Origin of the sequence: Sphingomonas sp. Root241 (assembly GCF_001428865.1) — a bacterium.
In the GTDB taxonomy this organism is placed as follows: Bacteria; Pseudomonadota; Alphaproteobacteria; order Sphingomonadales; family Sphingomonadaceae; genus Sphingomonas.
Genome location: NZ_LMIV01000002.1, coordinates 55,837 through 75,395, shown reverse-complemented (window position 1 = coordinate 75,395; position 19,559 = coordinate 55,837). Strand labels below are relative to the sequence as shown.

Annotated in this window: 22 protein-coding genes and 1 tRNA gene; 10 read left to right on the top strand and 13 right to left on the bottom strand. The window is 68.0% G+C overall.

The window, feature by feature from the left end; genetic code table 11:
• Positions 1 to 169: 169 nt before the first annotated feature.
• A complete protein-coding gene (locus ASE13_RS10895; protein ID WP_056615344.1) occupies positions 170 to 1,279 on the bottom strand; it encodes an alkene reductase in 1,110 nt (369 codons plus the stop codon).
• Between the two features lie 54 nt (positions 1,280 to 1,333).
• On the opposite strand from ASE13_RS10895, the gene ASE13_RS10890 reads away from it, so the two are divergent.
• The 4 genes from ASE13_RS10890 to feoB all read left to right on the top strand — a co-directional run bounded on the left by ASE13_RS10890 (position 1,334) and on the right by feoB (position 5,324).
• Entirely contained in the window at positions 1,334 to 2,269 is a 936-nt protein-coding gene (locus ASE13_RS10890; protein WP_056615342.1) for a DMT family transporter, read from the top strand.
• On the top strand, positions 2,269 to 2,925 hold the full coding sequence (locus tag ASE13_RS10885; protein ID WP_056615339.1) for a COQ9 family protein: 657 nt from the start codon (positions 2,269 to 2,271) through the stop codon (positions 2,923 to 2,925). Before ASE13_RS10890 ends, ASE13_RS10885 begins: the two co-directional genes overlap by 1 nt.
• A gap of 258 nt (positions 2,926 to 3,183) precedes the next feature.
• A complete protein-coding gene (locus ASE13_RS10880) occupies positions 3,184 to 3,471 on the top strand; it encodes a FeoA family protein (RefSeq protein WP_235536946.1) in 288 nt (95 codons plus the stop codon).
• Positions 3,468 to 5,324: a ferrous iron transporter B gene (gene feoB / locus ASE13_RS10875; protein ID WP_056615334.1), complete on the top strand. Its 1,857-nt coding sequence runs from the start codon at positions 3,468 to 3,470 to the stop codon at positions 5,322 to 5,324. Before ASE13_RS10880 ends, feoB begins: the two co-directional genes overlap by 4 nt.
• A 172-nt stretch (positions 5,325 to 5,496) precedes the next feature.
• Here the strand turns inward: feoB and ASE13_RS19465 are convergent, their stop codons facing one another.
• Positions 5,497 to 5,670 carry a DUF4169 family protein gene (locus ASE13_RS19465; RefSeq protein WP_082596694.1) on the bottom strand — a complete coding sequence of 58 codons (174 nt, stop codon included), beginning with the start codon at positions 5,668 to 5,670 and terminating at the stop codon, positions 5,497 to 5,499.
• 41 nt (positions 5,671 to 5,711) lie between these two features.
• Here ASE13_RS19465 and ssb point away from each other — a divergent pair, with 41 nt between their 5' ends.
• On the top strand, positions 5,712 to 6,263 hold the full coding sequence (gene ssb, locus ASE13_RS10870; protein ID WP_056615331.1) for a single-stranded DNA-binding protein: 552 nt from the start codon (positions 5,712 to 5,714) through the stop codon (positions 6,261 to 6,263).
• A gap of 20 nt (positions 6,264 to 6,283) precedes the next feature.
• Positions 6,284 to 6,730 carry a hypothetical protein gene (locus tag ASE13_RS10865; RefSeq protein WP_056615328.1) on the top strand — a complete coding sequence of 149 codons (447 nt, stop codon included), beginning with the start codon at positions 6,284 to 6,286 and terminating at the stop codon, positions 6,728 to 6,730.
• On the opposite strand, the gene ASE13_RS10860 is transcribed toward ASE13_RS10865, so the two are convergent.
• Genes ASE13_RS10860 through ASE13_RS10835 form a run of 6 tightly spaced genes read right to left on the bottom strand, consistent with a single transcriptional unit; the run spans position 6,727 to position 12,073 of the window.
• Positions 6,727 to 7,587 (bottom strand): pirin family protein, encoded by an 861-nt coding sequence (locus tag ASE13_RS10860; protein WP_056615325.1) that lies wholly within the window; start codon positions 7,585 to 7,587, stop codon positions 6,727 to 6,729. The genes ASE13_RS10865 and ASE13_RS10860 overlap by 4 nt on opposite strands.
• Complete coding sequence (metW, locus tag ASE13_RS10855; protein WP_056615321.1) at positions 7,584 to 8,177, bottom strand: methionine biosynthesis protein MetW; 594 nt, start codon at positions 8,175 to 8,177, stop codon at positions 7,584 to 7,586. Before metW ends, ASE13_RS10860 begins: the two co-directional genes overlap by 4 nt.
• Complete coding sequence (locus tag ASE13_RS10850; protein WP_056615318.1) at positions 8,174 to 8,593, bottom strand: GNAT family N-acetyltransferase; 420 nt, start codon at positions 8,591 to 8,593, stop codon at positions 8,174 to 8,176. The genes metW and ASE13_RS10850 overlap by 4 nt, the downstream gene beginning before the upstream one ends.
• A complete protein-coding gene (metX, locus tag ASE13_RS10845; RefSeq protein ID WP_056615313.1) occupies positions 8,590 to 9,711 on the bottom strand; it encodes a homoserine O-acetyltransferase MetX in 1,122 nt (373 codons plus the stop codon). Before metX ends, ASE13_RS10850 begins: the two co-directional genes overlap by 4 nt.
• Positions 9,712 to 9,753: 42 nt before the next feature.
• On the bottom strand, positions 9,754 to 10,518 hold the full coding sequence (locus ASE13_RS10840; RefSeq protein ID WP_156404858.1) for a hypothetical protein: 765 nt from the start codon (positions 10,516 to 10,518) through the stop codon (positions 9,754 to 9,756).
• Positions 10,508 to 12,073: a flavin monoamine oxidase family protein gene (locus ASE13_RS10835; RefSeq protein ID WP_056615307.1), complete on the bottom strand. Its 1,566-nt coding sequence runs from the start codon at positions 12,071 to 12,073 to the stop codon at positions 10,508 to 10,510. The genes ASE13_RS10840 and ASE13_RS10835 overlap by 11 nt, the downstream gene beginning before the upstream one ends.
• Positions 12,074 to 12,141: 68 nt before the next feature.
• On the opposite strand from ASE13_RS10835, the gene hisC reads away from it, so the two are divergent.
• On the top strand, positions 12,142 to 13,236 hold the full coding sequence (gene hisC, locus ASE13_RS10830; protein ID WP_056615304.1) for a histidinol-phosphate transaminase: 1,095 nt from the start codon (positions 12,142 to 12,144) through the stop codon (positions 13,234 to 13,236).
• Complete coding sequence (locus tag ASE13_RS10825) at positions 13,236 to 14,144, top strand: prephenate/arogenate dehydrogenase family protein (RefSeq protein WP_056615302.1); 909 nt, start codon at positions 13,236 to 13,238, stop codon at positions 14,142 to 14,144. The genes hisC and ASE13_RS10825 overlap by 1 nt, the downstream gene beginning before the upstream one ends.
• Here the strand turns inward: ASE13_RS10825 and ASE13_RS10820 are convergent.
• The 4 genes from ASE13_RS10820 to ftsE are packed head-to-tail and all read right to left on the bottom strand — an operon-like array spanning position 14,141 to position 16,942.
• Positions 14,141 to 14,821 carry a lysophospholipid acyltransferase family protein gene (locus ASE13_RS10820; protein ID WP_056615299.1) on the bottom strand — a complete coding sequence of 227 codons (681 nt, stop codon included), beginning with the start codon at positions 14,819 to 14,821 and terminating at the stop codon, positions 14,141 to 14,143. The two genes, ASE13_RS10825 and ASE13_RS10820, sit on opposite strands and share 4 nt — an antisense overlap.
• Complete coding sequence (locus ASE13_RS10815) at positions 14,821 to 15,363, bottom strand: YdcF family protein (RefSeq protein WP_056615296.1); 543 nt, start codon at positions 15,361 to 15,363, stop codon at positions 14,821 to 14,823. The genes ASE13_RS10820 and ASE13_RS10815 overlap by 1 nt, the downstream gene beginning before the upstream one ends.
• On the bottom strand, positions 15,360 to 16,244 hold the full coding sequence (locus tag ASE13_RS10810) for a cell division protein FtsX (protein ID WP_056615292.1): 885 nt from the start codon (positions 16,242 to 16,244) through the stop codon (positions 15,360 to 15,362). The genes ASE13_RS10815 and ASE13_RS10810 overlap by 4 nt, the downstream gene beginning before the upstream one ends.
• The gene (gene ftsE / locus ASE13_RS10805) at positions 16,241 to 16,942 is read right to left on the bottom strand and encodes a cell division ATP-binding protein FtsE (protein ID WP_056615291.1); all 702 of its coding nucleotides are present in this window, start codon (positions 16,940 to 16,942) and stop codon (positions 16,241 to 16,243) included. The genes ASE13_RS10810 and ftsE overlap by 4 nt, the downstream gene beginning before the upstream one ends.
• A gap of 174 nt (positions 16,943 to 17,116) precedes the next feature.
• Here ftsE and ASE13_RS10800 point away from each other — a divergent pair, with 174 nt between their 5' ends.
• Positions 17,117 to 17,950 (top strand): zinc-ribbon domain-containing protein, encoded by an 834-nt coding sequence (locus ASE13_RS10800; RefSeq protein ID WP_082596692.1) that lies wholly within the window; start codon positions 17,117 to 17,119, stop codon positions 17,948 to 17,950.
• On the opposite strand, the gene ASE13_RS10795 is transcribed toward ASE13_RS10800, so the two are convergent.
• Positions 17,922 to 19,280, bottom strand: coding sequence for an MATE family efflux transporter (locus tag ASE13_RS10795; protein ID WP_056615285.1), 1,359 nt, complete (start codon positions 19,278 to 19,280; stop codon positions 17,922 to 17,924). The genes ASE13_RS10800 and ASE13_RS10795 overlap by 29 nt on opposite strands.
• Before the next feature lie 143 nt (positions 19,281 to 19,423).
• Between ASE13_RS10795 and ASE13_RS10790 the strand changes: the two genes are divergently transcribed.
• A tRNA-Leu gene (locus ASE13_RS10790) sits at positions 19,424 to 19,510 on the top strand.
• Positions 19,511 to 19,559 lie beyond the last annotated feature (49 nt).

Here is a 19,559-nt window from a genome sequence, read left to right as displayed (position 1 = left end):
GAGTCGGGTGGAGAACCTACATAACTTGTTGATTTGCCCTCCATTCGTCATCCCCGCGAAAGCGGGGACCCATCTCCAACAGTTTCCACGAGCGCACCGGTGCATTTTGCCGCTCGCTCGGGAGATGGGTCCCCGTTTTCGCGGGATGACGCGTTCTGAATAGGAGTCCCTAGGCCGCCCGATTCTCTTCCCAGCGCGGATAGTCGATATAGCCCTCGGCCCCGCCGATATAGAACAGCTCCTCGCGCTGCGGATTGAGCGGCAGCTTCTCCGCCAGCCGGACCGGCAGATCGGGATTGGCGATGAAGGGACGGCCGTAAGCGATCGCGTCGGCCTCGCCGGCATCCAGCGCCGCCTGCGCGTCGTCGGCATGATAATCGGCGTTGAGCGCCAGCGGGCCCTTGAACACCTTGCGGATCACCGGATGCACCGGCGGATGATCGGGCAGCCCGCGCGTGCCGCCGGGACGCGGTTCGCGCATCTCGAGGAACGCGATGCCGATATCGTCGAGCGCCGCGGCGGCCGCTTCGAACAGCGCATGCGGATTGCTGTCGTTGACGCCCTGCACTTCGCCATTGGGCGACAGGCGTACGCCGGTGCGGTCGCCGCCGACGGTGTCGACCACGCGCTGCGTCACTTCGCGGAGCAGCCGGATGCGGTTGGGGATCGATCCGCCATAGGAATCGTCGCGGAAGTTCGAATTGTCGCGGAGGAACTGGTCGATCAGATAGCCATTGGCGGCATGGATCTGCACCCCGTCGAAGCCCGCGCGCATCGCATTGGCGGCGGCATGGGCATAATCGTCGAGAATGCCGGGAATCTCGTCGGCGCGCAGCGCGCGCGCCTGGCTATAGGGCCGCCTGATCTCCCCGCTCTCTTCCGCCGGATAGGTGCGGACGGCGCCCGGCGCAGTGGTCGCGGACGAAGAGACCGGCGGTTCGCCGCCCAGAAAGTCCGAATGGACCAGCCGGCCCATATGCCAGAGCTGCGCGACGATCCGGCCGCCCGCTTCGTGCACTGCCGCGACCACCGGCTTCCACGCCTCGACCTGTTCCTCGCTCCACAGCCCCGGCGCATAGGCCCAGCCCAGCGCCTGCTGGCTGATGCCCGTAGCTTCGGAGATGATCAGTCCGGCACCGGCACGCTGCGCATAATAATCGGCCATGATCGGCGTCGGCACGTGCGCGCGGGTCGCGCGGCCGCGGGTCAGCGGCGCCATCAGGATGCGGTTGGGCGCGGCGATCGCGCCGAGCTGGATCGGATCGAACAGGCTGGGCATGGGGGAAGAAACCCTTTCTTGTGGTCCGGAGCAGATAGGGCGTTACAGGGCACCATGCAGGAAGCCCGGACCGCAAGGAAAACTATTCCCGCCAGAAGCCACGCCGCGACGGCGCTCGCCGCTGTGGTGATCGCCAACATCACGCTCGCCTCCGGTCCGCTCTTCGTGCGCATTGCCGATGTCGGGCCGGTGGCGTCGGGCTTCTGGCGCATCGCACTGGCGGCGCCGGTGCTGCTCGCCGCCTCGATGCTGATGGGCGAGCGTCCGGTCCGCGCGTCGCGCGGGTTATGGGGCGTGCTCGCGCTGGCAGGCCTCGCCTTCGCCGCCGATCTGGCGAGCTGGCATATCGGCATCGGCCGCACCACGCTTGCCAATGCCACTCTGTTCGGCAATTCGGCGACGTTCATCTTCCCGATCTACGGCTTCATCGCCGCGCGGATGTGGCCGTCGCGGATGCAGGCGCTCGCCCTGGCGCTCGCCGCGGTCGGCGCCGGGTTGCTGATGGCGCGTTCGGCGAGCCTGTCGCCGCGAAACCTCGGCGGCGACTTGCTCTGCCTGCTCGCGGGGGTGCTCTATGCGGTCTATTTCGTCCTGATGGCGGGCGTGCGCGAGCGGCTCGCCCCGATGCCGGCGCTGGCGCTGTCGTCGCTCGCCTCGATCCCGCCCTTGCTGTTTCTCGCTTTCGCGTTCGGCGAGCAGGTCTGGCCGGGCAATTGGTGGCCGTTGCTCGCAATGGCGGTGGTCAGCCAGCTGATCGGGCAGGGATGCATGATCTATGCGCTCGGGCACCTGACGCCGCTTGTCGTCGGCATCGCGTTGCTGATCCAGCCCGCGGTCGGGGCGGCGATCGGCTGGGTGGTCTTCGACGAGCGGCTCGCCGCGGCGGACGCAGTCGGCGCAGTGCTCGTCGCGCTGGCGCTGGTACTGGTCCGCGGCGGGAACAAGCCGCAGCCGCTTGCGCCCGGCGCGGGGGAGCCTAAATCCACGTGATGGACCTGGCAGACGCAACGCTCGACGAACTCCGCGAGGCGCTCGCCCCGGCGGTGGCAGCCAATGCCGCCTTCGATGGCTGGAACACGGCCGCGCTCGATGCCGCCGCCGACAGCCTGGGCGTCGATCATGACGTGGCCCGGCTCGCTTTCTCGGACGGCGCAGTGGCGATGATCGACGCGTGGTTCGCCGGCGTCGATCGCGCGATGGCCGCGCGCTTCACGCCCGAGGCGCTTGCCGCGATGAAGATCCGGACGCGGATCACCGCCCTGGTCGAGACGCGGCTCGAAGTGCTCGCCGCCGATCGCGAGGCGCTGCGCCGCGCCGCTGCGGTTCTCGCCATGCCGCAGAACGTCGTCCGCGCCGCGAAGCTCGGCTGGCGTTCGGCGGACGTGATGTGGCGCCTCGCCGGCGATGCCGCGACCGACTACAACCATTACACCAAGCGTACCTTGCTGGCCTCGATCTATGCCGCGACGATCGCGGTGTTCCTCCAGGACGACAGCGAAGGCCATGCCGATACCCGCGCATTCCTCGGCCGCCGGATCGAGGACATCATGAAGTTCGAGAAGACCAAGGCCGGCTTCCTCGCCCGCGCCGCGCATCGCCCCAGCCTGTCGCGCTTCATCGGCCGGCTGCGCTACCCGGTGGTGTGAGGCCAAATCCCCTCTCCCGTCGGGAGAGGGTGGCGCGAGCGAGCGCACCTGCATTCAACGTTTCCCCTCCCTGCAAGGGAGGGGTTAGGGGTGGGTGGCATCGGCTGGGGCTCGATGCCCCAGCCGATGCCTTTTATCGCGACGTCAGAGATTCTCTTTGGCGCGCAGACGCGCGCACCCACCCCCTGCCCCTCCCTGCAAGCAAGGAGGGGAGTCAATGTCGATGCCCCCACTAGCGCACCGGGCAGGTTATTGATAATGACTCGCAGCATGAACGTCGCCGCTGCGATTCCCCAGCCTGTCCGGCTTGCCCAACTGCCTCGTCTCGAACCCGGAATGGTCTCGGCCGTCGACTGGCATCTGCTTTCCGAGCCCGAGGGGCGCCGCCTGCGCGAGCTGGGGCTCGATGAGGGCGTCGAAGTCGAATTGCTCCATCGCTCCTTTCTCGGGCGCGGGCCCGTCGCCTGCCGGATCGGCCGCATGACCGTGGCGCTGCGCCGCCACGTCGCCGCCGCGATCCACGTTTCGCCGAACCCGGCACCATGAACCAGGCACCTTTGGTCGCGCTGGTCGGCAATCCCAATGCCGGCAAGAGCGCGCTGTTCAATGCGCTGACCGGCGCGCGGCAGAAGGTCGGCAATTATCCCGGCGTCACGGTCGAGCGGCATGCCGGCCGCATGGCGCTGCCCGACGGCCGTCCGGTCGAACTGCTCGATCTGCCCGGCGCCTACAGCCTCGATCCCTCCTCGCCCGACGAGCAGGTGACGCGCGACGTGCTGATCGGCCGCCAGGCGGGCGAGCGGCTTCCCGACGCGATCATCACGGTGGTCGATGCCTCGAATCTCGACAACCATCTCCGCTTCACGCTCCAGCTGATCGCATTGGGCCTGCCGATCGTCGTCGCGCTCAACATGGTCGATCTCGCCGAGCGGGATGGATTGAAGCTCGATCCCGAAGCGCTCGAGCGCGAGCTCGGCGTGCCGGTGGTGCCCACCGTCGCAGTGCGCAAGCGCGGGCTCGATGCGCTCAAGGAGCGGCTCGGCGAGGTCGTCCGCAACGTCCATGCGGTCCGCCCCGGTGCCGGCGTCGTGCACGATATCGTCGTCCTCCAGCGCCGCGCACGCCAGATCGCCACCGCGGTGACCATTTCCGAAACCGCGGCACGCCGCTGGACGCATCGGCTCGACGCGGTTGCGCTCCATCCTGTGGCGGGCACGATCCTCCTGCTCGGCATATTGTTCGTGATGTTCCAGGCGGTGTTCGCCTGGGCGACGCCGCCGGCCGATGCGATCGACGCGGGCTTTTCGTGGCTCCAGGGCGCGCTCAAGGACCATATGGCCGATGGGCCGCTGCGCTCGCTGCTCACCGACGGCGTGATCGCCGGCGTCGGCGCGGTCGTGGTGTTCCTGCCGCAGATCCTGATCCTGTTCGCCTTCATCCTCGTACTCGAAGCCTCGGGCTATATGGTCCGCGCCGCCTTCCTGATGGATCGGATCATGGCGAGCGTCGGCCTGTCGGGCCGCGCCTTCATTCCCCTGCTGTCCAGCTTCGCCTGCGCGGTGCCCGGCATCATGGCGACGCGCACCATCTCGGACGAGAAGGATCGGTTGACCACGATCCTGATCGCGCCGCTGATGACCTGTTCGGCGCGCCTGCCCGTCTATACGATCATCATCGGCGCGCTGATCCCCGACAAGGCCGTGCTTCCGGGGATCGGCCTGCAAGGCCTCGTGCTGTTCGCGCTTTATGTGATGGGTATCGCCGGCGCATTCGGCGCGGCATTGCTGCTCCGCCGGACGGTGACCAAGGGCGCGACTTCGGGCTTCATGATGGAGATGCCCAAATATCAGATGCCGCGCCTGCGCGACGTGCTGCTCGGGCTATTACAGCGCGCCGAGATATTCCTGAAGCGCGCCGGCACGATCATCCTGCTGACCACGATCGTGCTCTGGGCGCTGCTGAGCTTCCCCAAGCCGCCCGAAGGGTCGGGCATCTCGCCGGTCGACTATTCGATCGCGGGCCGGATCGGCAACGGGCTCCAGACCGTGGTCGCGCCGATCGGCTTCAATCGCGACATCGCGCTCGCTCTGATCCCCGCAATGGCCGCGCGCGAAGTCGCCGTCGCCGCGATCGGCACCGTCTACGCGATCGACGATCCCGAAGGCGATGCGGGGCAGGAGGCGATCCGCGCCAATCTCCGGAAGAACTGGACCCTGCCCACCGCGCTCGCCTTCCTGATGTGGTTCGTGTTCGCGCCGCAATGCATCTCGACGATCGCCGTGACGCGAAGGGAGACCAACGGCTGGAAATGGCCCGCTTTCATGGTCGGCTATCTGTTCGTGCTCGCTTATGTGGCCGCGGGAATAACCTATTGGAGTGCGGTCGCGCTGGGGCTGTAGCGCGTCCCGCTTGCAATGTAGGATTTCGCCTGCTTGGCTCGCGCGGTCGGCATCGGGCGCGAAGGAGAACAGGCGCCCACGCACGAGCAATAATGTTGCGTGTTGAATCGCGTTTCCGCCAACTGAGTCAATTTAGCGGCTGCGGAAGCGCCATTTCGGTGGGTGGCGGCATCTAGTCGCGCTTCGAGTCGTCGAGCTTCCTTGCGATTCGCGCCGTGTCGGCCGCACCGGCTGCCTTCTCCGATCGGGTTCGCCCGAAACGAATGCGATTTTCCTGTGCACGGATGGGCTTGTCGGCCCTTGCCTTGGCCTTCCGCGCCTTGTTCAGATTGATGATCTCGGCCATATCGTTGGCCACACGAATAGAGAATAAGAAGCGGAGTTTCCATGGCCGGCAGCGTCAATAAGGTCATCCTGGTCGGCAATCTCGGGCGCGACCCGGAATCGCGCTCGTTCCAGAATGGCGGCAAGGTGGTCGAACTGCGCATCGCCACGTCGGAGAGCTGGAAGGATCGCGGCACCGGCGAGCGCAAGGAAAAGACCGAGTGGCACACGGTCAAGGTCTTCAACGAAGGCCTCGCCAACGTCGCCGAGAAATATCTGCGCAAGGGCAGCAAGGTCTATATCGAAGGCGCGCTCACCACGCGTAAGTGGCAGGACCAGTCGGGTGCCGACCGCTATTCGACCGAGATCGTGCTCCAGGGCTTCAATTCGGTGCTGACCATGCTCGACGGCGCGCCCGGACAGGGCGGCGGTGCGGGCCGCAGCAGCGGCGGCGGTGGCGAGGACTGGGGCGCCGGCGGCGACGAGTTCTCGGGCCAGTCATCGAGCCGCGGCGGCAGCGCCGGGGGCGGCAACTTCAACGGCGGCGGCCAGAAGAGCGGCGGCAATTTCGGCGGCGGCTTCCCCGACGATCTCGACGACGACGTGCCGTTCTGATCAGCTACAGGGGATCCCGGATGCGCAGCCTGCTACTGGGCTCCCCGCTGCTGCTGGCGGCCTGTGGCGGCGGCGTGTCCTCCGAGACGACGAGCGATCCCACCGGGCAGAATGTCGCTGCGGCGGCCGCCGATGGTACGTCGGCGGCGATCACGGCAGCTGCCGATTGCTCGAACAGGCCCGATTTCGTGCCGGTCTATGAAGGCGCCCGGATCACCACCTGCGTGTCGAGCGCGGACGGGACGCCGCGGCACGTCAGCGGGACGATCGTCTATCTGGTCAAGGCCGATCCGGCCGAGGTGCTCAGCTGGTCGCGCGCGCAGGCCAATGCCTCGGGGCTCGGCCAGCGATTGTCGACCGCGACGATGTATTCGGCGGGCGAGGAATCTAAGCGCAGCCTGATGGTCATCACCGAGCCGATGGACGGCGGAACCCGCGCGACGGTCAATTGGGGTCGCGGCATCTAGCCTTCGACGATCTCCGCAACGCCGAACTTGCCCGCCTGATAATCGGCAAAGGCCTGTCGGATTTCCTCCATGCTGTTCATCACGAAAGGCCCGTGCGCGACTACGGCTTCGGGGATCGGATCGGCATGGCCGAACAGGAACAGCGCCGGCCCGGCGGCAGCGATCGTCACGCTTTCGCCTTCGCCCAGTTGCGCGAGATGGAATTGCGGAACCTGCCTTCCCGCGACTTCGATGCCGCCGCGCACCGCATAGAGGAACACGTCGCGGCCGGTCAGCCCGTCGAAAGTCACGCTGGCGCCCGGCTGCATCTCGGCCCAGCTCAGGGACACGCCGGTGAGCGACTCGATCGGTCCGCGCACGCCCTGCCAGTCGCCCGAGATCAGGTGCAGCGTCGCGCCCTCGGCCGCGATCGCGGGAATGCCCTCGGCCTGCAGGCCGACGTAGCGCGGCGCGGTCATCTTGAGCCGGGCGGGCAGGTTCACCCAGAGCTGGAGGATCTCGAGCCGCCCGCCGCGGCGCTTGAAGTCGGCGGGTGAGACCTCCGCATGGACGATCCCGCGCCCAGCGGTCATCCACTGCACGCCGCCCGCGCCGATGACACTCTCATGTCCCGCCGAATCGGTGTGCGCCAGCTCGCCTTCGAGGATGAAGGTCGCCGTCTCGAAGCCGCGATGCGGATGCGGGCCGAAGGGCAGCCCGCGATTGTTCGGCGGATAGGTCTGCGGCCCGTGATGGTTGAGGAACAGGAACGCGCCGACATTCTCGATACCGGGGCCCGGCACCGGCCGCCGCGTGACGAGATCGCCGATATCGTCGCGATAGGCGGGGTGCACGGACAGGACCGCGCGCCGGGTCACCGGTCTTTCCGGAGCAGGAACACTGCATGTTCGGCGAAGAAATTGGCGAAGCCCGATCCGGTGCGCTGATCGCCGGAGAGGAACCAGCTTTCCTCGACGATGATGCCCCGCGCCTTCACCAGCGCGCGGAAATCGTCGACCGTCACGTGGTGGATGTTCGGCGTCGCATACCAGGCGATCGGCAGCAGCCGCGTCACCGGCATCCGCCCGCCGAACAGCAAGGAGGTGCGAACCCGCCAATGCGCGAAATTGGGGAAGGAGACGAAGGCGCGCCGGCCGATCCGCAGCAACTGGTCGAGCACCCAATCGGGCCGCCGCGTCGTCTGCAGCGTCTGGCTGAGGATGGCATAGTCGAAGCTTGCATCGGGATAATCGGCGAGATCGCTGTCGGCATCGCCCTGCACCACCGACAGCCCCTTCGCCATCGCGGCGGCGACGTCGGCGGGGTCGAGCTCGAGCCCGCGCGCGTCGCAGCCGCGCTGGTCGCGCAAAGCCGCCATCAGCGCGCCGTCGCCGCAGCCGACGTCGAGCACGCGCGTCACCGGCTGGACGTTGGCGGCGATGATCGCGAGATCGGGACGCAGATTCATCGCGTGTAGATATCCGGAACGTCGCGCACCATCAGCCGATCGGGGTGCGGATAGGCTTCCCAGCCGAGCTTGGCGTAGAGCGGCTGCATGTCGCGCGTGAACAGCGCCCAGCGGCGCAGGCCCTGCAGCTCGGGATGATCCTCCAGCGCTTCGAGCATCTGCTGGGCGAGCCCGCGGCCCCGATGCCCTTCCAGAACGAACACGTCGGCGAGATAAGCGAAGGTCGCGCGATCGGTGACGACGCGCGCAAATCCGACCTGCATCTCGTCGTCATAGGCGCCGACGCACAGCGAGTGCGCGACTGCGCGCGCGACCGTCTCGCGCGGGATCCCCTCCGCCCAATAGGAACGCGTCAGGTAACCATGGATGACGTCGAGCTGCTGGTCCTCGGGATCGAACGAAATCCGGTAGTTCATCGCTTTTCCCCCGCGCCCAGAAAGCCCGACATGACCCGGTCGAGCTCGGGGCTTTCGAGCAGGAACGCGTCGTGGCCGAACGGCGAGGAAAGCTCGACGAAGCTCACCGGCGCGCCCGCGGCGTTAAGCGCGTGGACGATCGTCCGCGATTCGCCGGTCGGATAGAGCCAGTCGGTGTCGAAGCTCACCAGGCAGAAACGCGTGTCGCCGGTGAAGGCGTTGGCCAGCGTGCCCCCATGTTCTTCGGCAAGATCGAAATAGTCGAGCGCCCGCGTAATGTAGAGATAGGAATTGGCGTCGAACCGGTCGACGAAGCTCAGCCCCTGGTGCCGCAGATAGCTCTCGACCTGGAAATCGGCGTCGAAGCCGAAGGTCTTGGCCTCGCGCGCCTGCAGCCGCCGCCCGAACTTGGCGGTGAGCCCCGCCTCGGAGAGATAGGTGATGTGCGCCGCCATCCGCGCCACCGCGAGCCCCGAGGTCGGCGGATCATTGTCCTCGTAATAATCGCCGCCGCGCCAGCGATGATCGGCCATGATCGCCTGCCGCCCGACTTCGTGGAAGGCGATATTCTGCGCCGAATGCCGCGCCGCGCTGGCGATCACCACTGCCGAGGCGACGCGTTCGGGGAAGGTCGCCGCCCAGCTCAGCGCCTGCATGCCGCCCATCGATCCGCCGATCACCGCGAACAGCCGCTCCACGCCGAGATGGTCGAGCAGCATCGCCTGCGCGCGGACCATGTCGCGGATGGTGATGACCGGAAAGCCCATCGCCCAGGGCTTGCCAGTGGCGGGATTGATGCTCGCCGGCCCCGACGAGCCGAGGCAGGAGCCGAGCACGTTCGCGCAGATCACGAAATAGCGATCCGTGTCGATCGGCTTGCCCGATCCCACCATCCGCGCCCACCAGCCCGGCTTGCCGGTTACCGGATGATCCGAGGCGAGATGATGATCGCCGGTCAGCGCATGGCAGACGAGGATCGCATTGCCGGCGTCGGGCGCAAGACTGCCATAGGTTTCATAGGCGATATCGACCGGTGACAGCAGCACGCCGCCGTCGAGCCGCAGCGGCCCCGGCAGCGTCACCAGGCGGCTCAAGCCGAAACGCGGATCGTCAGACATCGGGACCGGTTAGGGCGTGTGCTGCGGAGTGGCAATAACGCGTCACGGACTTGGCTTCGTTCTCCGCTCGGACGCTACCGGATCGACGGTGGAATTCTCGATGATCTCGCGGGATTCAGGTGTCGACAGCAGGCAATTCGCCCGATCACGCGGCAGTGCGTCGGCAGGCGTGGTTTCCAGTAAGCTCAGGTCGCGCGTCTGCCATGCCGCCTCGATGGCTGCGCGATGGATCTTGAGCGCCTCCGCGCGCGCTTGCCGGTCGGGGAGGGAAACGGGACGCCGGAACAGTTCGATTCCGTCGCCGGAACGCAGCACCAACGTCCATTGGTCATAGCGATCTAGGGCTTGCTCGACTCCGCTCCCGCTGAAGCTCGCCGAAGGCGAGCTGGAGTAGCTGCGCCGGAAATCCTCGGGGTTGAGAAGGGTGATCGTCGAGACGAGATGGCCGTCGCCGAGCAAATATCCATAGACACCCTTTGGGTCGCGCAGCATTGGCGCGTCGAGCGCGAAATATATGAGCCGTTTGCGCATCCCGTCCGGCGGTCCGCTGATCGCCCATTCGGCGCGTGTCGTGCCCCACAGGGCGTAGACGCCCGAGGACTGGCTTCCGTCGAAGTTCAGGCCTTGCGCATAGCGCCCCGTCACCGCGGTCTCGCCATCTCCGAGGCGGAAGAAGAGCAGGCAATTCCAGCTGCTGTTCTTCTCGTCGATGGTTTGCGTCCACGCCGCGGACGGCCCGGGCAGCACGAGCGCGGCCGCCAGCAACAGCCGCATGCCAAGGGCCCGGTCGACAAGATCAGGCCGCATGCTTCACCTTCCGTCGGCCGCCGATCGCCTCCGCCGCCACGCGCCCGGTCTGCGCGCCGCCGTTCATATAGCCCGGATAGGCCTCGGACAGATGCTCGCCGGCGAAGAAGATCCGTCCTTCCGACGGTATATGGCGCTCGGCTGGATCGTCCGATTCGACGCAGAGCAACCGCGCGAACCGAGTGATCTGGCCGGGGCGGAAATTGACATAGGCGCCGAGCGTCAGCGCCTGTGCGTGCCAGTTGGTGCGCGCGAAGGGGCCGGTGAAAGCCTCCGCCAGTCCCGGTATCGCCGGCGCGGCACCCTCAGCGAAGCGCATCGCCAGTGCGGAGGGCGCCTCGGCTTCGGCGCGCCGCACTTCGTCGCCGCCGAGGAACCAGGTCCAGACCGGCGCGACGCCGTCGGCGCGGTGGACGCTGCCGTCCCAGCCGAGCGCCCAACCGGCATCGGCCTGCGTTTGCCACAGCTCGCCCCCCACGCCCATCGGCGCGCGCCACGGCGTGCCGCGAGCGCCCGCCTGGATTTTCTCGTTATGGCCAAGCTCCATCTCGGCGATGAACGCACGCCAGATCGCGGGCAGCGGCACGCGCCAGTCGATCTGGCGCAGCAGCGGCGCGGGCACGGCGACGATCACCGTCTCCGCCTCGGCACTGGTCCCGTCGAGGAAGGCGAGACGCACGCCGCCGCGCGCGCTCTCGATGCGGAGCAGCCGTTTGCCGGTGGTGATGCGATCGGCATAATGCGCCGTCATCGCCTCGATCAGCGCGCTGCTGCCGCCCTGGATGACATAACGTTCGTCGGATTCGCCCAGCACCTCCACACGCTGGCCGTCGACCGTCGGCAGGTTGAACACGAGCTCGACTGCCGATGCGTGCGCAGGCTCGACGCCATATTCGGTGCGGCTCGTCGCCTCCATCAGCCGCCGCACCCAGTCCGAGCCCATCAGCGCGCGATGCTTGTCGAGATATCCCTCGATCGACATCCGGTCGAGCTCGGCCGCGACACGGTCGAAGTCCTTGTCGAGCCGCGCCGAATCCCTGTCGATCTGCGCCGCGATTCCGCGCAGCCCTTCGGCGAGCTCGGCTTCGCCCAGCAGCCGGCCGTCGCCGAGGATCAGCGTATCATGCGGCTCGGCCTTCCGATCGACCAGCGGCACTTTGAAATGACGGCACAGCGCCCGCATGTCGTCATGGTCGGTGTTGACCAATTGCCCGCCCACTTCGAACGCGGTGCCGCCCGCCGGCCGATGCGTGAACATGCGGCCCCCGGTGCGCGGGCGCCCCTCATAGACATGCGCATCGATACCGGCCTCGCGCAGGTGGTGGAGCGCGCTCAGCCCCGCGATCCCGCCGCCGATGATCGCCACGCGCCCGCCGGCAAAAGCATAAGCGGGGCGCGGTAGCGCCGAGGCCATGCCTGCGGCGGCGATTCCCTTGAGCAATGCGCGGCGAGTCGCCCCCGGCGCGCCCGGAATCGGCGCCGCTTCGCCCGCCTCGGCGAGGTTGCGTGCGCGCGCCGCCGCCAGCGCCCGCCACACCGTGCTGCTTCCCCGCATCGCCCCCCTCCTGTGCTCGCCCAGACCAAGCTTGCCATCCGCGGACCATTCCGCCAAGCCGCGCGGCCATGACTGCACCCGTTCCCAAGCCATGGATCATGGAGATCGCGCCCTACATACCGGGTCGCGCCACCACCGATTCGGGCAAGAAGGCGATCAAGCTCTCGTCCAACGAGAACCCGCTCGGCACTTCGCCCGCCGCGCGCGAGGCGTTCGCCTCGGCTGCGGGCCGCCTCGAGCGCTATCCCGATGCCAGCGCCACCGAATTGCGCGATGTGCTCGCCGCAAAATACGATCTCGATCCGGCGCGGATCATCTACGGCAACGGCTCGGACGAAGTGCTCCATCTCGCCGCCGGCGCGTTCGCGGGGCAGGGCGACGAAGTGATCTTCGTCCATTACGGCTTCGCAGTGTACGAGATCGCGGCGCGGCGCGTCGGCGCCAAGCCGATCGTGGCGCCCGACAAGGACTATGCCACCGATGTCGACGCGATCCTCGCCTGCGTGACCGAGCGGACGCGCATCGTCTTCATCGCCAATCCCAACAACCCGACCGGCACCTATGCCAGCCGCGCCGAGATCGCGCGGCTCCACGCCGGCCTGCCTTCGCACGTGCTGCTCGTGCTCGATCACGCGTATGCCGAATATATCGAAGGCGATGTCGAGGATGGCGGCATGGAGCTGGCCCGGTCGGCGCCCAACGTGCTGGTCACGCGCACTTTCTCGAAGATGTACGGGCTCGCCGCCGAGCGGATCGGCTGGGGCTATGCCGCCGCGCCGATCATCGAGGCGATGCACCGCATCCGCCTGCCGTTCAGCATCACCATCGCCGGCACCGCCGCGGCGATCGCCGCATTGGGCGATACCGGCTTCGTCGAGCACACGGCCAAGCACAATGCCGAATGGCGCCGCTGGTTCGCGCAGGAGATCGCCAAGCTGGGCAATGCCGGGCTGCGCGCAGTGCCGAGCCAGGCCAATTTCGTGCTGGTGCTGTTCGAAGGCCGGCTCACTGCCGAGGCCGCGTACAAAGGCCTGATGGACGCGGGTTACATCGTCCGCTGGCTGCCCGGGCAGGGGCTGCCGCACGGCCTGCGCATCACCATCGGCACCGAGGACGAAACGCGCGGCGTGATCGCGGCGCTCCGGGCGCTGGCGGGCGCCTGATGCTGCCCTTCGCCCGCGTCACCGTCATCGGTCTCGGCCTGATCGGCTCGTCGATCGCGCGCGCGGTGCGGCAGCACATGCCCAGCGTCCGCGTCACCGGCTATGACATGGATCCGGCGGTGCGCGAGACCGCGTTGCGTATCGACCTGTGCGACGATGTGGCCGACACCGCCGGCACTTCGGTGATCGATGCCGATCTGGTGGTGCTCTGCGTTCCTGTCGGCGCGATGGGGGCAGTCGCGGCGGAGATCGCCGCCGATCTGCCCGCCGATGCGATTTTGAGCGATGTCGGATCGTGCAAGGAAAGCGTGATCGAGGCGGTGCGTGCCGCGCTGCCGGAGGCAACCTTCGTGCCCGCCCACCCCGTGGCGGGCACCGAGAATAGCGGCCCCGAAGCCGGCTTCGCCTCGCTGTTCCACCATCGCTGGTGCATCGTCACGCCGCCCGAAGGCACGCCGTCGCTCGCCACCGAACGCGTGCTCGAATTCTGGCGCCGGCTGGGCGCCGAAGTCGAGACGATGGAGCCCGCGCACCATGATCGCGTGCTGGCGGTCACCAGCCATTTGCCGCATCTGATCGCCTATACGATCGTCGGCACCGCCTCGGACCTCGAGGAAGTGACGGCGTCCGAGGTCATCAAATATTCCGCCGGCGGCTTTCGCGACTTCACTCGCATCGCCGCCTCGGACCCGACGATGTGGCGCGACGTGTTCCTCGCCAATCGCGAGGCGGTGCTCGACATGCTCCAGCGTTTCTCGGAGGACCTGACCGCGCTCCAGCGCGCGATCCGCTGGGGCAAGGGCGACGAATTGTTCGAGCTGTTCAGCCGCACCCGCGCCGTCCGCCGCTCGATCATCGATCAAGGCCAGGACGACGCCCGCCCCGATTTCGGCCGCTCGCACGATTAGTTCAGCGCATTGATCTCGCGGCGGACCCGCGTCTCGATCTCCTCGCGCTTCAGCCCCGCGGGGATCGGTTCGCCGAAACGGAAGGTCACCGTGCCGGCACGCATCGGCCCGCGCTTGGGCCAGACCCGCGCGGTATCGAGCGCGACCGGCACCACCGGTAGACCGATCGCGCGATACAGCCCCGCCAGCCCTGCCTGCACCGGGGGCTTCTCGCCCATCGCCGAGCGCGTGCCTTCGGGGAAGAGGATCACCGATCGCCCCGCGGCGCCCGCGGCCCTGGCCTCGCGCATCATCTGGCGGAGTGCGGTCGCCGAGCCGCTGCGATCGATGACGATCACGCCGTAGCGCCGCGCCGCCCAGCCCCACACCGGGATGCGCGCATATTCCTGGCGCATCACCACTGCCGGCGCGTCGAGCATCCGGACCAGCTCGAACGTCTCGAAGAACGACTGGTGCTTCGCCGCATAGAGCGCGGCGGTGGCGAGCGGAGCGCCCTCCACGCGGGTACGGATTCCCATCAGGTCGCGCGCGCACCACGCGTGATATTGCGTCCAGAACAGCACCCAGCGGCGAAACGCGCGCTGGCCGAACAGTGCCATCACCGGCGCGAGCAGCACGATCGGCACCGACAGTCCGTAAAAGGCGGTCTTGAACAGGACGCTGCGCACGCGATCCATCAGCCCGCGCCGACCCACAATGCGATCCGGCGCACGAGGAACTTGTGATATTCGCGGAACAGCACGCCCCAGCCCGGGCTGTTCGGTCCGCTGCGCACGCCGTCGCCGATCACTTCGACGCCGCTGCCCAGCGTGCTGCCCAGCTCCATCCGCGCGCGCGGCATGTGCCAGTCGGTGGTCACCAGCCGCACCGATTTGTATCCATGGCGCTGCACCCATTTCGCGGTCTCGTCGGCGTTCGAGCGCGTGTCGACCGCCTGCCAGCCGAGGTCGATGCAGCATGCCATCAGCCGTCGGTCGATCTTGAACTGCACCGCGAGCTCGACGGGACGAACGTCGGGATCGACGCCGCTCACCAGCATCCTCTTGGCATCGCCCGCGCGAAGCACTGCCAGCCCGCGATCGATCCGCCCCGAGCCGCCGGTGAGCACCACGATCGCGTCGGTCTTGCGATTGTCGAGCGGCTTGCCGAGCGACACCAGGAAGAGCGCGAAGCCCAGCGCCCAGGCGAGCAGCAGCAACAGGCAGGTCCGCCAGATCACAGCCGCGTTCCCAGGTTGCGCAGCACGGTGACCCGCGCGGCCACGGTGGCGACGAGCGCGAAGCTGAGCGGCAGGAGCAACAGCAGGAACCAGTCGCGCTGCTGGAGCGCCACCCCGCCGAGCATCTCCGATCCGAGCGCGCTCATCCGCCCTTGCAGGAACCAGACCAGCACCAAAGCCGCCACGGTGCCGCCCAGCCCGCCGAGCAGCGTGTCGAAGGCGATGCGCCGCTGGAACAGGCGGGCGATCTGGACGTCGGTGGAACCCAGCATGTGGAGCACCTCGATCGTGTCGCGGTGCGTGTCCAGCCCCGCGCGCGCCGCGAGCAGCACCACCGCGGCGGTCGCGCCCGCGATCAGCAGCATCAGGCTCACCGCGAGCCAGCTCATCGTCGACATGAAGCTGCGCACCGGCGAGAGCCACTGCGCGTGCCGATCGACCCGCACGCCCGGCACGATCCGCCGTGCCGCCTGTTCGACCGCGGCGACATCGCTGCCGCGCACCTCGACGTCGATCATCGCCGGCATCGGCAGATCGGGATCGAGCCCGGCGTCGCCGAGCCAGGGCCGCAGCAATTCGGCGAGATGCGTGCGATCGACTTCGCGGACGCGCGATACCGTCGGCAGCCGGCCGAGCTCCTTGACCATCGCCGCGGCCTGGGCATCGCGCAGGCTCGCCACCGGCTCGACGATCTGCACGGTGAGGCGGCCCGCAAGTTCGCGGTCCAGCTGTCCCGTCGCCGCGAACATGCCGAGGCCCAGTGCGCCGGCGAGCACGGTCAGGAACAGCATGATCGCCATGATCCATGTCATCGCCCGCGTGCGCCGCCCCTCGTCGAGCAGCCGCCGGTCGGGGGCATTGGGATTGAGGCTCAGGATCATGGCTGCCCCGGCGGATTGCGCAGCGATCCCGTCGGATCGTTGAGCCGGCCATGCTCGATCCGCATCATCTGCGCATTGGGGATGCGATGGAGCAGATGGAAATCGTGCGTCGCGACGACGACGGTGGTGCCCAGCCGGTTCAGCGATTCGAACAGATAGAGCAATCGCTCGGCCATCTCGGGATCGACGTTGCCGGTCGGCTCGTCGGCGACGAGCAGCTCGGGGCGCGCGATCACCGCACGGGCAATGGCGATGCGTTGCTGCTCGCCCCCCGAAAGCGTCGGCGGCTTGGCCCGCCCACGATCGGTGAGACCGACCCAAGCGAGCATCTCGCGCACCGGCGCCTCGACATCGTTCTCCTGCACCCCCGCCACGCGGAGCGGCAGTGCGATATTGTCATAGGCGGACAAATGCGGGACCAACCGGAAGTCCTGAAACACCACGCCGATACGCCGGCGGAAGCCCGGCAGCCTCTGGCGCGGCAACGCTCCGGCGTCCTCGCCGAACAGCCGGATCACCCCGCGCGTCGGACGCTGGGCGAGATAGAGCAATTTGAGCAGCGAGGTCTTGCCCGCGCCGGACGGGCCGGTCAGGAAATAGAAGGATCCGCTCTTGAGCGTGAAGCTGACGTCCGAGAGCGTCTCGGATCCCGTGCCATAGCGCAAGCCGACATTCTCGAATTGGACGATATTGGCCATTCGCCGGCGCCGGCCGCTCCTTGCTTCCCAGTGGCGGACGGCATCGCACAGGCCGCTCGCGGGCTCAAGCGATGGTGGCACGGCGCGCGCAACCGAGACTCTTGTGGGGCTGATTCGTTACAGCTAGAATCACCATAGCCGGCCAGTGGGCAGCCGGCCGGGTGAGACGCTTAGATGATCCTCGAATGCAGCCAGTGTCGGACGCGGTATCTCGTCCCCGACAGCGCGATCGGAGCCGAGGGCCGAACGGTGCGGTGTGCGAGCTGCAAGCATAGCTGGTTTCAGGCGCCTGCCATCCTCGATCGGACGACGCGCCCGGTGCCGGCGGAAAGCCATTCCACGCCCGCGTCGGCTGCGCCCGTCGAGCAACCCAGATCCGCACCCCAGGCGTTCAGCGTGAAGGTGGCCCCCGCACAAACGCAAATGGCCGAGGCGGAAGCGCCGGCGCCTATCGCGGCGCGGCCCGCACCCGCGACGCGCACGGCGCCGCCGTCACAGCGCGTCTATGAGGATCCGATCGCCGAAGCGGCTCCCGAATATGATCCCTTCGCGCCGCAGCCGCGCTTCAAGCCGCGCCGCAATCCGGCCAAACGATGGACCGCCGCCGCAGTGATCGCCGGCTTCTCGATGCTGCTCGGCACCGGCGCCATCCTCTATTCGGGCGCGCCGGGCATCGCGGCGCAATTGGGCCTCGGCATCGGTAGCGAGGTCGAGACGCCCTTGCTCTTCACCGACAAGAGCGTCGAGCTTCGCCCGATGCCCAATGGCAGCGATGCGTTCGTCGTCTCGGGCAAGGTGAACAACCCCACCGGTACCGGTCAGCGTATCCCCGATATCCGCGTCGAGCTGCTCGATGGCGCCGACGACATCGTTTATAGCTGGCGGATCACCCCCGAGAACCGCACGCTCGGCCCCAAGGCGGCGCTCGACTTCACCGGTGCCAAGCTCGACGTTCCGCGCAACGCCAAGACGGTCAAGCTCAGCTTCGCGAACGAAATCGGCGGCTGACCCAGCCGAGCCGTAGGCCGTGCAGCAGCGCGGCCGCGACCATTCCCAGCCCGGAGGCCAGGACGAGACCGTTCGGGCCAAAGCCGTCATGCACCAGCAGCACGCCCAGACCGCCGGTGATGACGAAGAAGGCGATGATGCCGTTGACTCCCGCCATCACCTGGTCGCCGAGCGAGCGCAGCGCATAGACGAACACGACTTGCACACCGTCGAACAGGATAAACGGTGCCCACAGGATCAGCATCGCCGCGGCGAGCGCGTGGACATCGCCGGTTGCCGGGAAGACTGCGACCACGGGTAAAGCCAGCACGATCAGCAGCAGCGACAGCGTCCCCGTCGCCAGCGCCGCCAGCAGCGCCGCGATCGCCGTGCGTCGCGCGGCGTCGTGGGGCACGCTCTCGCCAACGGCATTGCCGACGCGTACCCCGGCCGCCGAGCCCAGCCCCAGCGCCACCGCGAAGGTCACGTTGTGGATCGAGAAGACGATCTGGAAAGCGTGCGCTGTGGTCGTCCCGAGTTGGGTCGATAGCGCGATCAGGATCGCGAAGCCGATCAGCTCGAGCCCCGACGCGATCGCCGGCACCAGCCCGAAGCGCGCGAGCCGCAGCGCGCCAGCCCAGGAGTCGCGGCTTCCGAGTTCGCTCAGATCGTGCACGCCGCGCTGACCGGCGCGCGGCAGCGTCCAGGCGGCGGCGACCATCCCGACTGCGCCGAGGCCCGATGCGATCGCCGTCGCCAGCGCCGCGCCGACCGCGCCCATCACCGGCAGTCCCAGCTGGCCCGTGGCGAGCACCCACGCCAGCACGGCGTTGAGCGGCAGGATCGACAAATTGACCACGGTTACGCGCCGCGGCCGGCTCACGCCCTCGAGGAAGAAGCTCGCTGCGACGATGACCAACTGGAAGGGGTAGGCGATCGCCATCACCTGCGCCACGTCCGCTGCGGCAGGCGCGGTGCCGGGCGCGACGCCGAGCCCGAGCAGCATCGGCTCGGGCCACAGGAACAGCGCCAGCCCACTGATCACCCCCAGCATCAGCGCGAGCAGCATGCCCTGGTGGAACACGCGCCCGGTCTCGCGCAGGTCGCCGGCGCCGTCGGCGCGCGATACATAGACGAGGATTCCGGTCAGCCAGCCCAGCCCCACGACGATGCCGGGGAAAGTGAGCGATCGGCTCGCGCCCAGAGCCGCCGCCTCGCTCGTGCTCACCAGCCCGACCACCGCCACATCGGTGACGTGCAGGATCGTCCAGTTGAGGCTGGTCAGCACCACCGGCCAGGCAAGGGCGAGGATGCGGCGCATCTCGGCGGTGAGGGCGGGGGAGAGCAACATCGCGGGCCGCCGCCTTTACTGTGGTTTCGGCAAAGCGGAAACGGATTACGCGAAAGCGTGCGCGGGTGGCTTGCATGCCCCCGAACGCTTTGCTAGGGGCCGCGCCTTACCAGACGCCGGGGACCTCCCGGCGAGTTTCACGTGCGGTCGTGGCGGAACTGGTAGACGCGCAACGTTGAGGTCGTTGTGGCCGAAAGGCCGTGGAAGTTCGAGTCTTCTCGACCGCACCAGAAACCTGAGAGGCGCCGCTTCGGCGGCGCCGCACTTTTTCCCGATCCC

What these genes read in the sequence shown, in the direction of transcription:
- ASE13_RS10840 (WP_156404858.1), bottom strand. Translation starts at nt 10,518, where the DNA reads ATGCGGCCTGATCTTGTCGACCGGGCCCTTGGCATGCGGCTGTTGCTG.
- metX (WP_056615313.1), bottom strand. Translation starts at nt 9,711, where the DNA reads ATGTCTGACGATCCGCGTTTCGGCTTGAGCCGCCTGGTGACGCTGCCG.
- hisC (WP_056615304.1), top strand. Translation starts at nt 12,142, where the DNA reads ATGACTGCACCCGTTCCCAAGCCATGGATCATGGAGATCGCGCCCTAC.
- metW (WP_056615321.1), bottom strand. Translation starts at nt 8,177, where the DNA reads ATGAATCTGCGTCCCGATCTCGCGATCATCGCCGCCAACGTCCAGCCG.
- ASE13_RS10890 (WP_056615342.1), top strand. Translation starts at nt 1,334, where the DNA reads ATGCAGGAAGCCCGGACCGCAAGGAAAACTATTCCCGCCAGAAGCCAC.
- ASE13_RS19465 (WP_082596694.1), bottom strand. Translation starts at nt 5,670, where the DNA reads ATGGCCGAGATCATCAATCTGAACAAGGCGCGGAAGGCCAAGGCAAGG.
- ASE13_RS10800 (WP_082596692.1), top strand. Translation starts at nt 17,117, where the DNA reads ATGATCCTCGAATGCAGCCAGTGTCGGACGCGGTATCTCGTCCCCGAC.
- ASE13_RS10795 (WP_056615285.1), bottom strand. Translation starts at nt 19,280, where the DNA reads ATGTTGCTCTCCCCCGCCCTCACCGCCGAGATGCGCCGCATCCTCGCC.
- ASE13_RS10865 (WP_056615328.1), top strand. Translation starts at nt 6,284, where the DNA reads ATGCGCAGCCTGCTACTGGGCTCCCCGCTGCTGCTGGCGGCCTGTGGC.
- ASE13_RS10810 (WP_056615292.1), bottom strand. Translation starts at nt 16,244, where the DNA reads ATGATCCTGAGCCTCAATCCCAATGCCCCCGACCGGCGGCTGCTCGAC.
- ASE13_RS10825 (WP_056615302.1), top strand. Translation starts at nt 13,236, where the DNA reads ATGCTGCCCTTCGCCCGCGTCACCGTCATCGGTCTCGGCCTGATCGGC.
- ftsE (WP_056615291.1), bottom strand. Translation starts at nt 16,942, where the DNA reads ATGGCCAATATCGTCCAATTCGAGAATGTCGGCTTGCGCTATGGCACG.
- ASE13_RS10835 (WP_056615307.1), bottom strand. Translation starts at nt 12,073, where the DNA reads ATGCGGGGAAGCAGCACGGTGTGGCGGGCGCTGGCGGCGGCGCGCGCA.
- ASE13_RS10850 (WP_056615318.1), bottom strand. Translation starts at nt 8,593, where the DNA reads ATGAACTACCGGATTTCGTTCGATCCCGAGGACCAGCAGCTCGACGTC.
- ASE13_RS10880 (WP_235536946.1), top strand. Translation starts at nt 3,184, where the DNA reads ATGACTCGCAGCATGAACGTCGCCGCTGCGATTCCCCAGCCTGTCCGG.
- ASE13_RS10895 (WP_056615344.1), bottom strand. Translation starts at nt 1,279, where the DNA reads ATGCCCAGCCTGTTCGATCCGATCCAGCTCGGCGCGATCGCCGCGCCC.
- feoB (WP_056615334.1), top strand. Translation starts at nt 3,468, where the DNA reads ATGAACCAGGCACCTTTGGTCGCGCTGGTCGGCAATCCCAATGCCGGC.
- ssb (WP_056615331.1), top strand. Translation starts at nt 5,712, where the DNA reads ATGGCCGGCAGCGTCAATAAGGTCATCCTGGTCGGCAATCTCGGGCGC.
- ASE13_RS10885 (WP_056615339.1), top strand. Translation starts at nt 2,269, where the DNA reads ATGGACCTGGCAGACGCAACGCTCGACGAACTCCGCGAGGCGCTCGCC.
- ASE13_RS10820 (WP_056615299.1), bottom strand. Translation starts at nt 14,821, where the DNA reads ATGGATCGCGTGCGCAGCGTCCTGTTCAAGACCGCCTTTTACGGACTG.